General features: G+C 70.3%; 12 protein-coding genes. 9 read left to right on the plus strand and 3 right to left on the minus strand.

Annotation, left to right across the window (positions count from 1 at the left end; translation table 11 throughout):
• Positions 1-43 precede the first annotated feature (43 nt).
• Positions 44-961, minus strand: a complete 918-nt coding sequence (locus ACTWP6_RS00385) for an alpha/beta hydrolase (RefSeq protein WP_443186541.1) — start codon at positions 959-961, stop codon at positions 44-46.
• Between the two features lie 94 nt (positions 962-1,055).
• Between ACTWP6_RS00385 and ACTWP6_RS00390 the strand changes: the two genes are divergently transcribed.
• Positions 1,056-1,922: a sugar phosphate isomerase/epimerase family protein gene (locus tag ACTWP6_RS00390; RefSeq protein ID WP_260752114.1), complete on the plus strand. Its 867-nt coding sequence runs from the start codon at positions 1,056-1,058 to the stop codon at positions 1,920-1,922.
• A 79-nt stretch (positions 1,923-2,001) separates the two neighbouring features.
• Here ACTWP6_RS00390 and ACTWP6_RS00395 read toward each other — a convergent pair whose 3' ends face one another.
• The gene (locus ACTWP6_RS00395) at positions 2,002-5,835 is read right to left on the minus strand and encodes an alpha/beta fold hydrolase (RefSeq protein ID WP_443186542.1); all 3,834 of its coding nucleotides are present in this window, start codon (positions 5,833-5,835) and stop codon (positions 2,002-2,004) included.
• Between the two features lie 281 nt (positions 5,836-6,116).
• Here ACTWP6_RS00395 and ACTWP6_RS00400 point away from each other — a divergent pair, with 281 nt between their 5' ends.
• Genes ACTWP6_RS00400 through ACTWP6_RS00425 form a run of 6 tightly spaced genes read left to right on the plus strand, consistent with a single transcriptional unit; the run spans position 6,117 to position 12,867 of the window.
• The gene (locus ACTWP6_RS00400) at positions 6,117-6,947 is read left to right on the plus strand and encodes a glycosyltransferase family 2 protein (RefSeq protein WP_443186543.1); all 831 of its coding nucleotides are present in this window, start codon (positions 6,117-6,119) and stop codon (positions 6,945-6,947) included.
• Positions 6,944-7,900 (plus strand): glycosyltransferase family 2 protein, encoded by a 957-nt coding sequence (locus tag ACTWP6_RS00405; protein ID WP_443186544.1) that lies wholly within the window; start codon positions 6,944-6,946, stop codon positions 7,898-7,900. Before ACTWP6_RS00400 ends, ACTWP6_RS00405 begins: the two co-directional genes overlap by 4 nt.
• Positions 7,900-8,574: a hypothetical protein gene (locus ACTWP6_RS00410; RefSeq protein ID WP_260752119.1), complete on the plus strand. Its 675-nt coding sequence runs from the start codon at positions 7,900-7,902 to the stop codon at positions 8,572-8,574. The genes ACTWP6_RS00405 and ACTWP6_RS00410 overlap by 1 nt, the downstream gene beginning before the upstream one ends.
• A 23-nt stretch (positions 8,575-8,597) precedes the next feature.
• Entirely contained in the window at positions 8,598-9,395 is a 798-nt protein-coding gene (locus tag ACTWP6_RS00415) for a glycoside hydrolase family 16 protein (protein ID WP_443186545.1), read from the plus strand.
• Entirely contained in the window at positions 9,392-10,675 is a 1,284-nt protein-coding gene (locus ACTWP6_RS00420) for a glycosyltransferase family 2 protein (protein ID WP_443186546.1), read from the plus strand. Before ACTWP6_RS00415 ends, ACTWP6_RS00420 begins: the two co-directional genes overlap by 4 nt.
• Before the next feature lie 17 nt (positions 10,676-10,692).
• Positions 10,693-12,867 (plus strand): hypothetical protein, encoded by a 2,175-nt coding sequence (locus ACTWP6_RS00425; RefSeq protein ID WP_443186547.1) that lies wholly within the window; start codon positions 10,693-10,695, stop codon positions 12,865-12,867.
• A 4-nt stretch (positions 12,868-12,871) separates the two neighbouring features.
• Here the strand turns inward: ACTWP6_RS00425 and ACTWP6_RS00430 are convergent, their stop codons facing one another.
• Positions 12,872-14,119: a hypothetical protein gene (locus ACTWP6_RS00430; protein WP_443186548.1), complete on the minus strand. Its 1,248-nt coding sequence runs from the start codon at positions 14,117-14,119 to the stop codon at positions 12,872-12,874.
• A gap of 24 nt (positions 14,120-14,143) precedes the next feature.
• Between ACTWP6_RS00430 and ACTWP6_RS00435 the strand changes: the two genes are divergently transcribed.
• Positions 14,144-14,854, plus strand: coding sequence for a lysoplasmalogenase (locus ACTWP6_RS00435; protein ID WP_260752130.1), 711 nt, complete (start codon positions 14,144-14,146; stop codon positions 14,852-14,854).
• A gap of 50 nt (positions 14,855-14,904) precedes the next feature.
• Positions 14,905-16,851: a primosomal protein N' gene (locus tag ACTWP6_RS00440; protein ID WP_443186651.1), complete on the plus strand. Its 1,947-nt coding sequence runs from the start codon at positions 14,905-14,907 to the stop codon at positions 16,849-16,851.
• The last annotated feature ends 1 nt before the right edge of the window (position 16,852 follow it).

Genomic DNA, 16,852 nt, shown 5'->3' on the forward strand with positions numbered 1-16,852 from the left:
CCATAACGCCGGACGGGCAGGCGGCTGTTCGCTTCGGTGAGCTTTATCCCAGCGCCGCCCGCAGCGCGGCCAATCCGCGATCGGTGGCCTCGGTCGCGGCCGGGACGATTCCCGCGTAACCCAGGTAGCCGTGTACCAGTGACTCCGCGTGGTCCAACTCGACCGCCACCCCCGCGGCGGTGAGGAGCTCGGCGTACCGCATCCCGTCGTCGCGTAACGGATCGAGGCCGGCGACGGCGATGTAAGCCGGTGGCAGACCGGCGAGTTCGCCACGGGCGGGCACCAGAGTGACCGGGGGCTCCGACAGGTCGGTGTCACCGATGTACCACCGGGTGAACCCCTTGCAGGCCGCCAGGTCCAGGATCGGCGCCTCGGCGTTCTCGGTGAAGGACGGAAGTGAGGTGTCGAACGTCGTCGACGGATACCACAGCAGCTGGAAGCGCAACGCGATGCCGGCGTCGCGCGCCGCCTGGGCGACCACGGCGGCGAGGTTGCCGCCCGCGGAGTCGCCGGCCACCGCGAGCCGGGCCGGATCGGCGTCCAGATCGCCGGCGTTCTCGGCCACCCACCGGGTCACGGCCCAGGCGTCGTCGACCGCCGCCGGATACGGGTGTTCGGGCGCCAGCCGGTAGTCGACCGACACCACCACCGCTCCTGCGCCCACGGCGTGCATCCGGGCCTGTCCGTCGTAGGTGTCCAGGTCGCCCACCGTCCATCCGCCGCCGTGGATGAACACCACCGCCGGCAGCGGGGTGTCCTCAGCCGGCGGACGGTAGACGCGCACCGGGATCGGCCCGGCGGGACCGTCGACGGTGCGGTCGTGGGTGGTGACCTCTGGCAGGATCGGGCTACGCGGCAGTTCCCGGAACCGTTGCCGAGCCGGTTCCGGGCCGCCCTCGGTCGACAGCTGGAAGGGCACAGCCTCCAGCACCTTCTGCAGCACGGGATCCAGGTCAGCCATGGCTGACACCGTACGCGGCAGCCGGTTGGGGTAGCCGCCCGCGGGCGCGCTTTCTCACCGAGAATGGGGCGATCACAGGAAGCGAGGAGTGTGCGTGAAATTCTTGCCGAGCCGTCGTAAACCGGTCGCCGGTCAGGCCAGGGCCGTCTGTCTCGCCCCGCTGACCGTGCTGGAACTGAGTCCACCGGATCTGGTTACCTGTGCCGCCGAGGCGGGCTACGACGGTGTCGGACTGCGCCTGATCCGCGCCACCGAGCAGGAACCGATCCGCCCGACCGTGGGCATCACCCCGCTGATCCGCGAGACCCGGCGCCGGCTCGATGACAGCGGCCTGTTCGTCCTCGACGTCGAAGTGCTCCGGCTGCGCCCCGACACAAGGGTCCGCGATGACTTCGGAGCCTTCCTCGAGACCGGCGCCCACCTCGGCGCGACGCAGGTGCTGGTCACCGGTAACGATCCCGACCGCGGTCGCACGGCCGATAATCTCGCCGAATTAAGCGTGTTCGCAGGGGAATTCGGTCTCACGCCGAACCTGGAGCCGATGCCGTGGACGGAGGTCCGTGATCTCGACGAAGCCGTGATGATCGTCCGCCGCGGCGCGGGCAGCGGCGCTGGTCTGCTCATCGACGCGATCCACTATGACCGTGCGCTGAGCACCCCGGAGGATCTCCGCAAGGTGCCCGACGGGTGGATCCGCTACGTGCAGATCTGCGATGCGGCGCTGCCCCGGCCGGACACCATCGACGAGCTGCGCCACCAGGGCCGCACCGCGCGGCTGTTCCCCGGGGAGGGCTGCATCGACGTGGTCGGGATGTTGAGAGCGCTGCCGGCGGTGCCGGTCAGCGTCGAGGCACCTGTGCAGTGGAACGCGCCCGCCGGTGTGCGTGCCCGTGCCGCGTTGCGCACGGCGCGCGCGGTGGTGGCCCTGGCGGATGCGGAACGGACCCCACTGTCGGCGTGACCACGGGCATGAGGTCCGGCCCGCGCCGGGGCGCGATTACGTTGTCGCTGCGCCGCGTCGACCTACCCGGATCCGCCCATCACGGCGCGATGGGCGATGTGGAACTGGCTTCGGCCCCGGCACTCTGAGCCTTCGCGGCCGAGATCAGGTCGACGACGCGCGCCACGTGCGGGTCGCGGACCACCGAATCGTGGTCGCAGTGGACACGTTCGACGGTCAGCTCGCCGGTGAGCAATTGCGCCCAGACGCGGTCGTCGTCAAGGTTGAAGGTGCTGAGTACCAGCAGAGTTCGCCCGGTGTACGGCTTGGGCCGGTGGAGCCGGCCGACCCGGACGCCGACTTCGCGAAGCGCAACGACCTTCTGTTCGGCGGTGCCCTCGACGATGCCGGCCAGCGGCAGCCACAACCGGTGCCGCCACAGCACCGACCGGTCGGCCGGTGTCTGTTCGAGCAGGGTGGATCGCACCCCGGGCAGGTGCTTGCGGGCCGCGCGCACGGTGCGCGGCGGCAGGAACGGATCGAGCATCGTGACCAGCTCGACCTCATGACCGAGCGCGCGCAACCGGTCGGCCACCTCGATGGCGATGAACGCTCCGAGCGAATGACCGACCAGCCGGTACGGACCTTGGGGCTGGAGCGCGAGCAGGTCGCCGAGGTGGCGGCGTGCCGCTCGTCCCACCGTCCAGTCGGGGAACGCGCGGTTCTCCAGACCCTGAGCCTGGAAAGCCACCACGGCGGTCTCGCGGTCCACGCGATCGGCCAGCGGCGCGAACGTCAGAGCCGAGGCGCCGGCCCCGGCGAAGCAGAACAACGTCTCTTGAGTGTTCTCGCCCGGCGGGCGCAACAGCACCGTGGTCGGCGCGAGTGTGCTCGCGCCCGGGGTCGGTAGACCCGCGCGCCGTGCGGCCACGATGTCGGCGAACTGCGCGACCGTCGGCGCGCCGGCCAGATCGGAGGCCGTCAGCCGCACCCCGTGCCGCTCGCCGACCGCGGCGATGACCTGCGCGACGTTGAGTGAATCTCCGCCCAGCGCGTAGAAGTTCTCGTCGCGGCCGACCTGGTCCAGGCGCAGCACATGGGCCCAGGTGGCCGCGATGCCGGTCTCCAGGCCCGGGGTCGCGGGGACGATCGGTCCACGCTCCGGTCTCGGCAGCGACCGGCGGTCGACCTTGCCACGCTCGTTGCGGGGCAGCGATTCCAGCATCACCACATGACTGGGCACCATCCACGCCGGCAGTCGCTCGTGAAGCTGCGCCCGAACGTCGGCGACCGCGGGGGTGCGGGTGCCCGGGGCCGGCGCGACATAGGCCGTCAACGTCGGTGTCTGGGAGGTGGTGTCGGCCAGCACCAGTGCCTCCCGGATACCGGGACAGTCCAGCAGCGCGGCCTCGACCTCGGCCGGTTCGACCAGGTAGCCGCGGATCTTGAGGGCCGCGTCCATCCGGCCGAGCACCACCAGAACCCCGGAGTCGTCGATGCGGGCACGATCATTGGTGACGAAAGTGCGGGTGGAGTCCGGGTTTTCGACGAAGGTGGTGGTCGCGCTCGCCGGTGCCAGATAGCCGGCTGCCAGATATTGCGAGGTGACGGTCAGCCGGCCCTGATCGTCGATGGCGAGCTTTTTGTGCGGTACCGCGACCCCGGCAGGGATCACCCCGGCCGGTATGGGATCGCCGGGCCACATGTCGAAGTGCGCGATGCCGAGCGTCTCCGAGGAGCCTGCCCAGTTGGTCAGTACCGCATTCGGCGCCAGCTCTCGGGCGCGCCGGATGACGTTGCCGTACACCGGTTCGCCGGTGGTGACGATGCGGCGCACGCGATCCAGGGTGCGGGTGCCGCCGATCTCGACCACCGACTGCAGGAAAGACGGTGTGCACATGACGATGTCGGCGTCGGCGAGGCGATCGGCCGCCGCCTCGGGTGTGCAGCTGCGCGGATCGATCGCGATCACCTCGGCGCCCGACAGCAGCGACCCGATCAGCACATTGAGACCGGCGGCGAAACTGACCGGCATGCACAGCGCGACCCGGGCGCCGTCGACGATGCCGAACCGATCCCGGTGCAGCACCCAGTCGCTCAGCCAGGTGCCGTTGACGTGGAGCACCGCCTTGGGCTCACCGGAAGAGCCTGAGGTGAACTGGATGCTGGTCACGGTCTGCAAGCCCAGGTGCGGCACCCCGGTCGGGGCCGGTGCCGGATCGGTCGGCGGGTCGGTCGACCACACTGAGAAGTTGCCGTCGAGCTGTTGTTTGAGCGGATGCCCGTCCTTGACCACCACGGTGCCCGGACGCAGGCCCTGCTTTTCGAGCGTGTCGAAGATGTGGGTCATCCGGTCGACCGGCAGGCCGGTGTCGAGGGGCACCAGCGGCGCTCCCGACGCGAAGCCGCCCATGACGACGGCGACGGTCTGGGGGGTGAGGTCACCGACCAGTGCGACCGCGGACTCCGGGTCGGCGCGCCCCCGCAGCTGCGCGGTCCATGCGGCGGCCGCTGCGTGCAGTTCGCCATAGCTGACGGCGCCGCTGTCGCTGCGCAAAGCGACGGCGTCCCGCTTCTGCGCGGCGATCTCGGCGAAACGTGCGGCCACCGAGTCGTGTTCGATGGCGCCGTACTCGGTGAGGTCGGGGCGTGGGGCGGTCGGGCTGACGTGATCGAGAGCCTGTCCGCGCGGGGTGGCGGCGACCTTGCGCAACAGCAGCAATGTGGGGACCAGCAGGATCAGCGTGTTCAGCAGCTCGGCGGCGAGATAGGTGTAGCCGACGGCGTCGATGCCCCACCGCCCGGTGGTCAGGATGACCCCACTGACCACCACGATGCCGAGTAGCAGCTGGGCGGCCACGGCGAGACGGAGTCGGCGCTGAAGCCGCGCGAGCGCGGTGTAGACGGTCATCAACGCCACCGACGGCAGGGTGAGCGCCATCATCCGGATCAGTGTGGTGCCGTGTTCGGCGTACTGCGGGCCCAGGATGCCGAGGATGAACGGGGCGGCGACCAGCAGCGCGGCACAACCGGCCAGCGCGGCGCCACCGCACATCAGGACGAATCGCTGTGTGCACGAGCGCAGGTCGGCTCCCGGCGTCGAGGCGGCGGCGATGAACGGTGCCGCGGTCGCGCCGACGAGCACACCGAGGGTGTTAACCACCAGCCAGCACATCGAGAAGTACGCGTTCATCTCGGTGCCGAGCTGCGCGACGACGATCAGCGGCACCAACAGCGGAACGGTCACGCCCACCGCGTTGATCGCATATGAGCTCGCGAAGAACTGGATCAGTTCGCGGCGCGGGGGCAGGGCGGCTGTCCCTCGGCGTTGCGCGGTCTCGCGCCGGATCACCACCAGCGCGATGATCGCGGTGATCGCCGCTGCCGGCAGCACCCACGACCACACGATGGCCGCGCCGGTCGCCAGCGGGATGAGCGCCGCCACTACGACGAGTTTCGCGGTTGACTGTCCGATGTTCTTGGTCGCGATCATCCGGGCGCGGCTGAGTCCGATCAGGATCTGGTCCTGCAGCGCGTACACCGCGAGCACCACAACGAACGCCGGGAAGAGCACGGCCTCAGGCCAATTCGGGAAAAGTGCGGCACGGGGGCCGACCAGGACGAACACCGTGCCGAACAGCAGGCCGGTGCACGAGACGAACATGATGCCGCGGCGCACCACCTGCTGGGTGTGACCGCCGGCCAGTGGCAGGAAGCGCTCATAGAGACTGCCGAGGCTGAAGTTGGCCAGGATGGCGATCAGGGTCGCCGACGAGATGATGGCCGACGCGCGCCCGACCTCGGCGGCGTCGTATCCCCGGGCGGCCACGGTCCAGAACACGAAACCGAGTACGCCCGTGGCCGCGCTTGAGGTCATCACCGCGGCGATGTCGATGCCGAGGCCGGGGGAGAGGAAACGGCCGGTCATCGGCATCGTCGGGTCCTAGGTATGTCGGAGAGAGGGGAGTCAACGGGGACGGAAGGGTGTCGGAGACTCGCTGTCGGTGAGGATACTAAAGCGGTCGAAGTTTGCTTAGGCTACCCAAAGTTGTGATGCTGGTCATACCCGGGGAGGGGGCGGCCACATTTGCATGCATTTTCGCTAAGGTGGCGCACAGTTAATTGACAGACCCGTGCTCTCACTGGCCCGTTTCCTCAGGTGCGCTCCGGTGCGGTATGCGCCGAAAAGACGGCTCTACAAGGAGTTTCGAAAAAGTGACGGAAATCGTTCCGGAGTCAGACACGCGTGTTTACGCTCAGTTGGGTCGATTTCTGGCAAACATTCCTTCAACGCCGACCCCGGAACCTGCGCAGCCTACCGTCACCGTGGTCCTGCCCGTGCGGAACGAGGCGCGCAATCTCTCCTACGTCGCGCGGCGGATGCCGCCGGTCGACGAGATCGTGGTCATCGACGGCGGGTCCGAGGACGGCACCGCCGACGTCGCCCGTGCGCTGTGGCCGAACGCCACGGTTATCGAGCAGACCCGCGCCGGCAAGGGCAACGCCCTGGCGTGTGGTTTCCAAGCCGCCACCGGTGACATCGTGGTGATGATCGACGGTGACGGTTCGACAGATCCGGCCGAGATCCCGCGCTTCGTTGACGCGCTCATGGCCGGCGCCGACCTCGCCAAGGGCAGCCGGTTCTCCGGCGGTGGCGGCAGCGACGACATCACCCAGATCCGGCGGATGGGGAACAAGGCGCTCAATTGGCTGGTGAACCGGCTGTTCAAGACCGAGTTCAGCGATCTGTGCTACGGCTACAACGCCTTCTGGCGCCGCAACCTGAACTGCCTGGATCTGCCGGCGACAGACACCACCGAACCGCAGTGGGGCGACGGCTTCGAGATCGAGACCGTGATCAACGTCCGGGCCGCGCGCAGTGGCTGGCTCATCCACGAGGTGGGAAGCTTCGAGGGCAGGCGAATTCACGGGCGCAGCAACCTCAACGCGGTCACCGACGGCCTGCGCGTGCTTCGCACCATCAATCGTGAGCGTCGGGAACACCGCGCGGCCCGGGTCGCGGCGGTCCTCGGCTGGTCGCGGTGACCGCACAGCCCCTGCCGCTGGAAGACGCACTTCCGGAGCGGATCTCGATGAGCGTGGTCATCTGCTGCTACACCAGCGCCCGCAGGAGGTTGCTCGACCATGCGGTCGCCGCGGCGCTGCGGCAGCTCCGCCGTGACGACGAGCTGATCCTGGTGGTCGACGGCAACGACGTACTGCATCGCGATCTGCACGACACATACGGCACGCGGGTTCTCGTGCTGGCCAACGAGTTCCGGCAGGGTCTGTCGGGTGCCAGGAACACCGGAATGCACGCGGCCTCCGCAGAGGTCGTGGTGTTCCTCGACGACGACGCCGTCCTGCACGACGACGCCCTGGAGGAGGTGCGCTCGGCCTTCGTCGATCCCACGGTCACCGCGCTCGGAGGCGCGGTGCATCCGAGTTGGCAGGCAGGCCGGCCGCAGTGGTTCCCGCCGGAGTTCGACTGGGTCGTCGGATGCGACTACCGCGGATTGCCGCCCGACGGGGCCGCGATCCGCAATCCCATCGGCGCGGCGATGGCCGTCCGGAAGACGGAACTGACCGGGATCGGCGGCTTCTCCGACAGGCTCGGGCGCATCGGTGCGGTGCCCGCCGGCTGCGAAGAGACAATGATGGGCATCGAACTGGTCCGTCGAGATCCGCTGGCCCGCATCGTCCGCCGCACCGGGTTCGCCGTCTCGCATGCTGTGCCCGCCGACCGCGCCACCGCGAGGTACTTCGCGCGGCGCTGTTTTCATGAGGGGCGCAGCAAGGCGACGCTGAGCCGGCTCTGCGGCCGTGGCCCGGCGCTGCGCAGCGAGCGCGCGTACACCACCAAGACACTTCCCTCCGGGTTGTGGAGGGCCCGGCGGCAGCCCACCCGGGTGTTGGCGTTGGCCGCCGGCCTGCTGATCACCTCGGTGGGCTATCTCGTGGGGCTGGCCGCGACGGTGGGACCGCAGACGGGGGAATGATGCCAAAAGTCAGTGCATGGCTGGGGAATTCGCGAATTACGGCGTGGGTGGCGCTCGCGCCGCTGGTGTACTTCGCCGCCGAATGGGTGGTGTCCGCGACGTGGCGGGGCAACTATGGCTACCGCGACGACACGTTGGGACCGCTCGGGGTCGCGTTCTGTGGGCCGGCGGGGGAGTGGCCGTGCAGTGAGCTCTACCGGGCGATGAACGTCGGCCTGGTGGTGACCGGCCTGGGTGTGCTGTTCGTCGCGGCGAGCCTGCTCGTGCAACGGGTGGCCGATCGCGGCCCGGCACTGCTGCTGGCCGTCGCCGGGTGGGGGATGGCGGCCTCCGGCGTGGTGACCTACCGCGTGGACTATGCGTGGAACCTGACGTTCATCGTGCTCTTCATGACGCTGGGCTCGGTCAGCGCGCTGTTCATCGCGCTCGGCTCCACGTCGGAGCTCTCGCTCGAACGCCGTGCGGTCGCCGCGCTCTCGGGTGTGGTCAGCGTCGTCGGCTACGTCACCTACATGGGTGGGCACTCGTTCTTCGGTTCCGGTGGTGCCCAGCGCATGGCCGTCTACGGCATCCTGGTCGCGGTGGTCGCGGTCGGCACCACGGGATTCGCAGGATCACCGCCCAGCAGTTCGACGGACCCGCAGGTCTGCGACCTGGTCGAGGAAACAGCGTGAGGCACAGAACTTCTCGCTGGGTGATGAGCGGTGCACTCGCGGCGGGTGCGATGGTGCTCACCGGCTGTTCGGCATCCGCGCCCGTCGGCAACGCCGAGCCGAGCGGGCCACGGGTCATCTTCGCCGACGATTTCGACGGCCCCGCCGGTTCGAAACCGTCTCCGCAGTGGCGCTGCCAGACCGGCGGTGGAGGCTGGGGCAACAACGAGATGCAGACCTACACCGACAGTCCTGCGAACGTCAGCCTCGACGGCGCCGGACATCTGGCCATCACCGCCCGCGGGGACGGGCTGGATCGGATCACATCGGCACGGATCACCACGCAGGGCAGCGTCGAGTTCGCGACCGGCCGCGCCGAGGCGCGGATCAAGCTGCCCGCCGGCACCGGGCTGCATCCGGCGTTCTGGCTCCTCGGCCGCGACGTCGACCGGATCGGCTGGCCCGACGCGGGGGAGATCGACGTGATCGAAACCCTCAACCACGCCGCCGAATTCCACACCGGCGTACACCTGCCGCGCGCCGGACATGCTCGCGGCGAACAGATTTCGGCCTCCGGGCCGGTCCCGTTCCCAATGGCCGGCGAGTTCCACACCTACTGGGTGGAGCGCACCCCCGGCCGCATCGTCACCGGCGTCGACGACGTCACGCTGTTCAGCGTCACACCCACCGACCTGGCCGAAGGCAGTCGGTGGGTGTTCGATGCGCCGTTCTTCCTGCTGCTCAACGTCGCCGTCGGCGGTGACTGGCCCGGACCGCCGGACACCTCCACGCCCAATCCGTCGACCATGCTCGTGGACTGGGTCCGGGTGACAGTGCCATGACCGCGCCGCGAACACTCCAACCCGCGATGCCGCCGCAAGGCGCTCGGGTGTGGCCGCAGGCCCGATGGGTGGGCATGCTCGATGTCGACGAGCTGACACCCGCCGACGATGGCACGGTGAAGTTCGCCCCCGACCACGCGGACGGCTATCACGTGGCGCGGGTGCTGGTACGGCACCGTAACCGGCCGGTCGCTTTCGTCGAAGCCCCCATCGACGACGGCGTGGTGCGTCTGCCCGTTCCGCAGTGCCCGTCCCCGCAGGACCCCGGTACCGCCGCCGCCCTCCCGGCGGTCTCGGTGGTGCTGTGCACCAGGGAACGTCCCGACCAGCTCGCAGACGCACTGGATTCTGTTCTGGCCGTCGACTATCCGGATTTCGAGGTGGTGGTCGTCGACAACGCGCCGCGTACCGATGCCACGGCGCGAGTGGTCGAACGGAACGGTCATCCGCGGGTGCGTTACGTCGAGGAGCCCGTTCCCGGACTGTCGGTGGCCAGGAACACCGGACTGCGCCGGGCGCACCATCTGGTGGTCGCCTACACCGACGACGACGTCGTCGTGGACCCGTATTGGCTGCGCGCTCTCGCCGCCGGGTTCGCGCGGTCGCCGAAGGTCTCCTGCGTGTCGGGTCTGGTGCCCAGCGGAGAATTGCGCACCGCCGCCCAGGCCTACTTCGACCAGCGGGTCACCTGGGCCGGATCGCTGGAGCCGCGGGTGTTCAGCATGGCCGAGCCGCCGGCCGACCAGCCGCTGTTTCCGTTCCAGGTCGGTCGATTCGGCACGGGTGCGAACTTCGCCGTGCAGCGGGACAGGGTGCTCGAACTCGGCGGTTTCGACGAGGCGCTCGGCGCGGGCACCGCGTCACAGGGCGGTGAAGACCTCGACCTGTTCTTCCGGGTGCTCACCGCCGGTGATGCGCTGGCCACCGAACCTGCCGCGATCGTGTGGCACCGGCATCGCAGCGACAACGAAGCCCTGCTCGAACAGGCCCGCGGATACGGCCTCGGGCTGGGCGCGTGGCTGACCAAGGTGGGCCTGGACGCCTCGCACCGGCGCCTGGCGGTGCAGGTGCTGCGCCGACGCTTCCGGTCGTCGCTGCGTGCCGGCGCCGACTACGGCGCCATCATGACCTCGCCGGCACGGATGTCCGACGGGATCGCCGACGCCGTGCCCTCTTCGGTGGGGCGTATCGAGGTGCTGTCGGTGCTCGGCGGACCCCGGGCCCTCTGGCAGGGAAGGCGTCAACAGACCCGCAACACCGCGATGGCAGGCCGCCGATGACCGCCACACTCGAACCCGTGACAGCACCCACCACCTTCGTGCGGAACTCCGAAACGTTTGTGCTGCGGCGCATCCCCGTGACGCCGATACGGATGGCCGACCTCGCCGCGGTCGGCGCGGTCGCGGGAGCGGTCGCTTTGACCGGCCTGCCGAGCCCGCTGCGAGCGATCGCGCTCGCGGTGTTCATCGCGATCGGCCCCGGCGCGGCCGTGCTGACCTGGGTTCGGATTCCGCGGCGCGCGCTGCTGTCCACGGTGCCCGTGCTCGGGATGGCGATCGCGACGTTGGCGGCGATCACGGCGATGTGGTCCTACCGGTGGGAACCGGCCGGCATCCTGTGGGTGCAGGTCCTGGTCGTCGCGAGCAGCAGCGCGTACTGGTACCGGCGCAACCACACCTCGGTGCTGGAGGCGGCCCGCGGATGGCGCCGGCGCGGCGTGACGGCAGCGGCGCCGCGCGGAAACGTTGTGCGGCGCCATCTCTCCCTACTGCTCAGCGTCGCCGCGCTGGTGGTGTGGGCGGTCGCGGTGCCCGGTCTGCCCGGGGCCGACGCCGGGTACTACGGTCTGCTGTTCTCCGGGTCCGGACCGCTGCTGGCGGTGAGCATCGTGCTGTGTGCCTGGGCCCTGCTGCTGGCGGTGCGCGACCGGCAGCTGCTGCCCGCGGCGGTCGCCGTAGCGTCGGCGATTGTCGTGTCCCGGGTGACCACGGTGGTGGCCACAGAGGTGCCGCTCTACGACTGGACCTACAAGCACCTCGCCGTCGTCGACTACATCATGGTCAACGGACGCATCGCCCCCGACGGCACCGACATCTACGCGCAGTGGACCGCGTTCTTCACCACCTGGGCGTGGTTCTGTGAGGTCACGGGGATACCGGCGCTGTCCGTGGCCCACGTGTTCGCCCCCGTCATGCACGTCCTGATCGCATTGACGGCCTACACCGCCGCCCGGGTGCTCGGACGTTCCCGGCGCACCGCCGTCACCGCGGCGTTCATCGTCGAGATCGCGAACTGGGTTGGCCAGGACTATTTCTCGCCGCAGGCGTGGTCGGTGGTGCTGGCCTTCGGCATGATGACCCTGCTGCTCGCGTCGCCGGGCAGCCGGGGGTGCGGGGTGCTCGCCATCGTGGTGTTCGCCGCGATGGTGCCCACCCACCAGCTCACCCCGTTCTGGGCCGTCGCCGCGGCATGTCTGCTCTGCGTGTTCGGCAGGGCCCGGCCGTGGTGGATCTCGGTCGCGATGGTGTCGATCGCCGTGAGCTATCTGCTGTTGAACCTCGAGGCCGTGCTGCCCTACGGTCTGCTGTCCGGCGGCAGCCCACTTGACAACGCCGGCAGCAACGTTCAGAGTTCCGGGCTGCCCGCGAAGGACTTCACCTCCGCCGTGGTGCGCGGCCTGTCGGTGATCGTGTTGCTGACCGCGCTGGCGACCGCCGTCTGGATGCGCCGCCACCGACGTCCGGTGCTCGCACTGGGCATCGTCGCGTTCAGCTCGTTCGGTCTGCTGCTGGGACAGAGTTACGGCGGCGAGGCGATCTTCCGGGTGTACCTGTACTCGCTTCTCGGCTGCGCGATCCTGATCGCCCCGGCCGTGGTCGGGGCGGTCGGCGCGACCGGGACACGACTGCGCCGAGGGGCCGTGCAAACGGTGGCCGTGGCAGCGGCCACCACGGCGGCCCTGGCCGGACTGCACGGCTATGTCGCGTTGTGGCCCTTCATCTTCGAGACCAGGGCGCAGGTCGACGTGATGCAGTCGATCACCACCGGCGCCGACAAACGCACCCGGTTCGTGATGATGCGCCTCGGCGGCATGCCGACCCGGCTCAACGCCGACTACGCCGAGCTCACCCAGTTCAACCCGTACTACGACGAGCCGGTCAGCTACGACCTGTGGGACGGCCGGGATCCGCGGCTGGCCGAACTGAAGGCGTCGTTCCCGACCGAGGAGGATCTGAAGACCCTCAGCGACGACGTGACCAACGGCGTCTACATGGCCTACGTGATCTTCAGCGAGCAGTCCAACAAGGCGATCCGCTATTACGGCGACTTCCGCCCAGAAGCCGTCGACATCGTCCAGGACGCACTGCGCCGATCCCCGAAGTGGAGCACGGTGTACGAGCAAGGCCAGACCGTGGTCTTCCGCAGCGTGAACCCGTACTACGCTCCCGGCAACGACAACGGTTACGAGTAGCCGCTCATCGGCCGAGCAGGGCGCGCGCGTGATCGGGCACCGAAGCCAGAGCGGCGCCGATCCGCTCGGGATCGAAGACGGTGCCGTGGAACTCCGCGGTCAGCCACAGCGACCCCATCACCGTCGCCGAGGTGACGGTCACCCCGCACGGACTCACGGGGTCGCTCGCGACCAGGATCCGGGCGTCGGCAGGATCGCTGAACGACCACGGGTGCCCGGGTACGGTGCCGATGCTCGAATGCAGCAGACGCAGCCGCGGGCGGGCGGGGACCTCCCACTCCTGCTGATGACCCGCTCGCATCGCCATTCGCGTCTTCACCGTGCCCGCGACCAGGTTGGCGACAGGGCGCGCCATCTGCGCCGCCGCGGTCATCTCGGCGTGCAGACCGCGCGGCCCGGCCGACCGGTCGAGTGTGAAATCCAGTCCGGCCGAGAACGAGGCCAGCGTGCTGCGTGTCCCGGGCAGGTAGCGCCGGACGTCGAACGGCGCGGTGACCGTCGGATCCACGTCGAAGCCGGCCGCGGTGAACGCCTCGGCCAGCGCGCAGGTCTGGACGGCGAACATGCTGACACCTGGAAGGACGCGATCACGGTGCCGCCGAAGCTCTTTCACCGTTTCCGCATCGATTAGGGTGACCCGGGTGGTCGCTGACGGGGCCACCGGCGGCGCATCCGGCGGTGCCGGCGGGGCAGGCGCGGCGACGTTGCGCCGGTGCTGACGCCACAGCGGCACGAGACGGCCGGGAGCCAGACCGACTGCGCGCACCGCGGCCAGCACCAACGGCGACAGCGCGCCGCGGTACGGATTCCACACCGCGTCGTCGCCGGGATCCACAGCGCCGAGGAGCACGGCGACCAGGATGTCGAGCAGCGGCACCTCGCCGAGCCCGTGGCTGAAGTCGATCGCGAGGTAGTCACCGGCGGCCAGGATCCGCAGCGCGTCCCCGTGCGCCTGCCGAAGTGTGCTCAGCAACTCGACCGGATCCGATACCGGGTCGCGGACCGTCGTCGAGACCGCCTGCCGCAGCGAGTCCGGGCAGAACCGCCAGCGGGTGCCCGCGGTGTCCGGAAGCAACCCGATCCTGGACGCCGGACCGGCTTCGGCCATCGCCAGAAGTCGCGCGGTGAGGTCGTCGGCCGACGGGAGCGCCACCGGCCCCAGCACCACCGCCGACCGTCGCCGACTGTGTGCGACATCGAGCGCTGCGACGCGAACACTGGCTGGTCGCACGCGGCGCCGAATTCTGCCCATCGCGTCAGATAGTAGGTTCTCCGCATGCCGAGGACTCGCGCACACGCGCTGTGGGTGGCCGCCGTCGCGGTGGCGGCCGGTTACGGGGTGTTCCTCATCGTCACGTCCACCCGCGTGGCCGCGGGGGCCGAGCTGACCGGACAGTTCGGCCTGCAGCCCGCGGTGAAAGCGCTGGCCGCGGTGTTGCTCGCCGGTGCGGCGCTGACCCACCCGGTCGGGCGGGAGAGGCGCCTGCTGGTCGGTGCCCTGCTGTTCTCGGCCGCGGGGGACTACCTGCTCGCGATGCCCTGGTGGGAACCGTCATTCGTGCTCGGGCTGGCCGCGTTCCTGATCGCCCACCTGTGCTTCCTGGCAGCACTGTGGCCGCTGCGGCATCCGTCACGCCGCAGGATGGCCGGCGTCGCTGTCGTCGCGGTGGCCTGCGCGGCGCTGCTGGTGTGGTTCTGGCCGCGGCTACTCGAACAGGGAATGGCGGTGCCCGTGGTGGTGTACATCGCCGTCCTCGGCGCGATGGTGTGCGCCGCGCTGCTGGCCGATCTGCCCACCCCGTGGACGGCGCTGGGCGCGGTGTGTTTTGCGGTGTCCGACGCGATGATCGGCATCGACAAGTTCGTGCTCGGCTCCGAGGCGCTGGCGGTGCCGATCTGGTGGGTGTATGCCGCGTCGCTGGTGTTGATCACCGCGGGACTGCTGTTCGGCCGCGCGTCGGTGCCCTCTGCTACACCTGCGGGGTGAGCACCGTCCGGCAGGCCGCCGAACACGAGCCGGTGGCTCGTGTTCTGCCGATGCTCACGGTGCCCCACCTCGATCGCGAGTTCGACTACCTGGTGGCGGGCGAGCAGTCCGACGACGCCCAGCCGGGGGTGCGCGTCCGGGTCCGTTTCCACGGCAGGCTCGTCGATGCCTTCGTACTCGAAAGGCGTTCCGACACCGACCATGTCGGGAAGCTGGGCTGGCTCGAGAAGGTGGTGTCGGCCGAATGCGTGCTGACCCATGACGTGCGCCGGCTGGTCGACGCGGTCGCCGCCCGGTATGCGGGCACCCGCGCCGACGTGCTCCGGCTGGCCGTCCCGCCACGGCACGCCAACGCCGAGAAGCGAGTCCGGGAACCGCTCGAACCCCTCTCACCCAGGCCTGTCGATACCACCGCCTGGCAGGCGTACAGCGGCGGCGAGCAATTCCTGGCGGCACTCGGCCACGGCCGTGCCGCCCGAGCGGTGTGGCAGGCGCTGCCCGGCGAATCCTGGCCGCACCGGCTGGCCGAGGCGGCCGCGGTCACGGTCAACGCCGGGCGCGGGGTGCTCGCGGTGGTGCCGGACCAGCGCGACGTCGACCGGCTGTACGGCGCCGCGGTCGAGCGCGTCGACGACACCAGGGTGGTGGCGCTGTCGGCGGGCCTGGGCCCCGCCGAGCGGTACCGCCGGTGGCTGTCGGTGCTGCGCGGCGATGCGCGCTTCGTGATCGGCACGCGCAGCGCGGTTTTCGCCCCGGTCGCCGACCTGGGCCTGGTCATGCTCTGGGACGACGGTGACGATTCGCTCGCCGAGCCGCGTGCCCCGTACCCCCATGCCCGCGAGGTCGCGATGCTGCGCGCCCACCAGGTGCGCTGTGCGGCGATGATCGGCGGCCACGCCCGCACCGCCGAGGCGCAGGCGCTGGTGCGCAGCGGCTGGGCGCACGACCTGACCGCGACCCGGCAGACCCTGCGGGCACACGCCCCTCGCGTGATCGCTCTGGAGGACAGTGCCTACGCCCACGAACGCGATCCCGCCGCGCGCACCGCCCGGCTGCCCACCGTGGCGCTGGACGCGGCGCGCACAGCGCTGTCCGCCGATGCCCCCGTGCTGGTGCAGGTGCCCCGCCGCGGCTACGTGCCCGCGGTGGCGTGCGCGCGCTGCCGCGCGGTGGCACGGTGCCGGCACTGCACCGGGCCGCTGTCGCTGCCCGGCCGGGATGCTCCCGGCGCGATGTGCCGGTGGTGTGGCCGGGAGGAGCCGGCGCTGCGCTGCACACGGTGCGGTTCCGACGCGGTGCGCGCCGTCGTCGTCGGTGCCCGCCGCACCGCCGAGGAACTCGGCCGCGCATTCCCCGGGGCGCCCGTCGTCACCTCCGGCGGCGACGACACCGTGGCAGCGGTGCCGGGCCGCGCCGCCGTCGTCGTCGCGACCCCCGGCGTCGAACCCATCGCCGACGGCGGGTACGGCGCCGCGCTCCTGCTCGACAGCTGGGCACTGCTCGGCCGTCAGGACCTGCGCGCCGCCGAGGACACGCTGCGCCGCTGGATGGCCGCCGCCGCGCTCGTGCGGTGCCGCTCCGACGGCGGCGTGGTGGCCGTCGTCGCCGAATCGGCGATCCCCACCGTGCAGGCGCTGATCCGGTGGGATCCGGTGGGCCATGCCGAGTCCGAGCTGGACTCGCGCACCGAGGTCGGACTGCCTCCGGCCACCCATATGGCCGCCCTCGACGGAGATCCGCGGGCGGTGTCCGCGCTGCTCGAAGCCGCGACGCTGCCCGATACCGCCGAGGTCCTCGGCCCGGTCGACCTGCCCCTGGGTGCGCGTCGCCCCGCCGGCCTGGCCCTCGACGCGACGGTGAGCAGGATGCTGGTGCGAGTACCCCGCGACAGCGGTCTTGCGCTGGCGGCCGCGCTGCGCCGCGCCACCGTGGTGCAAAGCGCCCGCCACGATCATGAGCCGGTTCGCGTCCAGATCGATCCATTGCACATAGGGTGAT

It is taken from the genome of Mycobacterium sp. 4D054 (genome assembly GCF_052245755.1).
Lineage (GTDB): Bacteria > Actinomycetota > Actinomycetes > Mycobacteriales > Mycobacteriaceae > Mycobacterium.

Excerpts from the sequence above, each read along its gene's own strand:
- ACTWP6_RS00385 (WP_443186541.1), bottom strand. The coding sequence starts at position 961 with ATGGCTGACCTGGATCCCGTGCTGCAGAAGGTGCTGGAGGCTGTGCCC.
- ACTWP6_RS00395 (WP_443186542.1), bottom strand. The coding sequence starts at position 5,835 with ATGCCGATGACCGGCCGTTTCCTCTCCCCCGGCCTCGGCATCGACATC.
- ACTWP6_RS00410 (WP_260752119.1), top strand. The coding sequence starts at position 7,900 with ATGCCAAAAGTCAGTGCATGGCTGGGGAATTCGCGAATTACGGCGTGG.
- ACTWP6_RS00415 (WP_443186545.1), top strand. The coding sequence starts at position 8,598 with ATGAGCGGTGCACTCGCGGCGGGTGCGATGGTGCTCACCGGCTGTTCG.
- ACTWP6_RS00420 (WP_443186546.1), top strand. The coding sequence starts at position 9,392 with ATGACCGCGCCGCGAACACTCCAACCCGCGATGCCGCCGCAAGGCGCT.
- ACTWP6_RS00430 (WP_443186548.1), bottom strand. The coding sequence starts at position 14,119 with ATGGGCAGAATTCGGCGCCGCGTGCGACCAGCCAGTGTTCGCGTCGCA.
- ACTWP6_RS00435 (WP_260752130.1), top strand. The coding sequence starts at position 14,144 with ATGCCGAGGACTCGCGCACACGCGCTGTGGGTGGCCGCCGTCGCGGTG.
- ACTWP6_RS00440 (WP_443186651.1), top strand. The coding sequence starts at position 14,905 with ATGCTCACGGTGCCCCACCTCGATCGCGAGTTCGACTACCTGGTGGCG.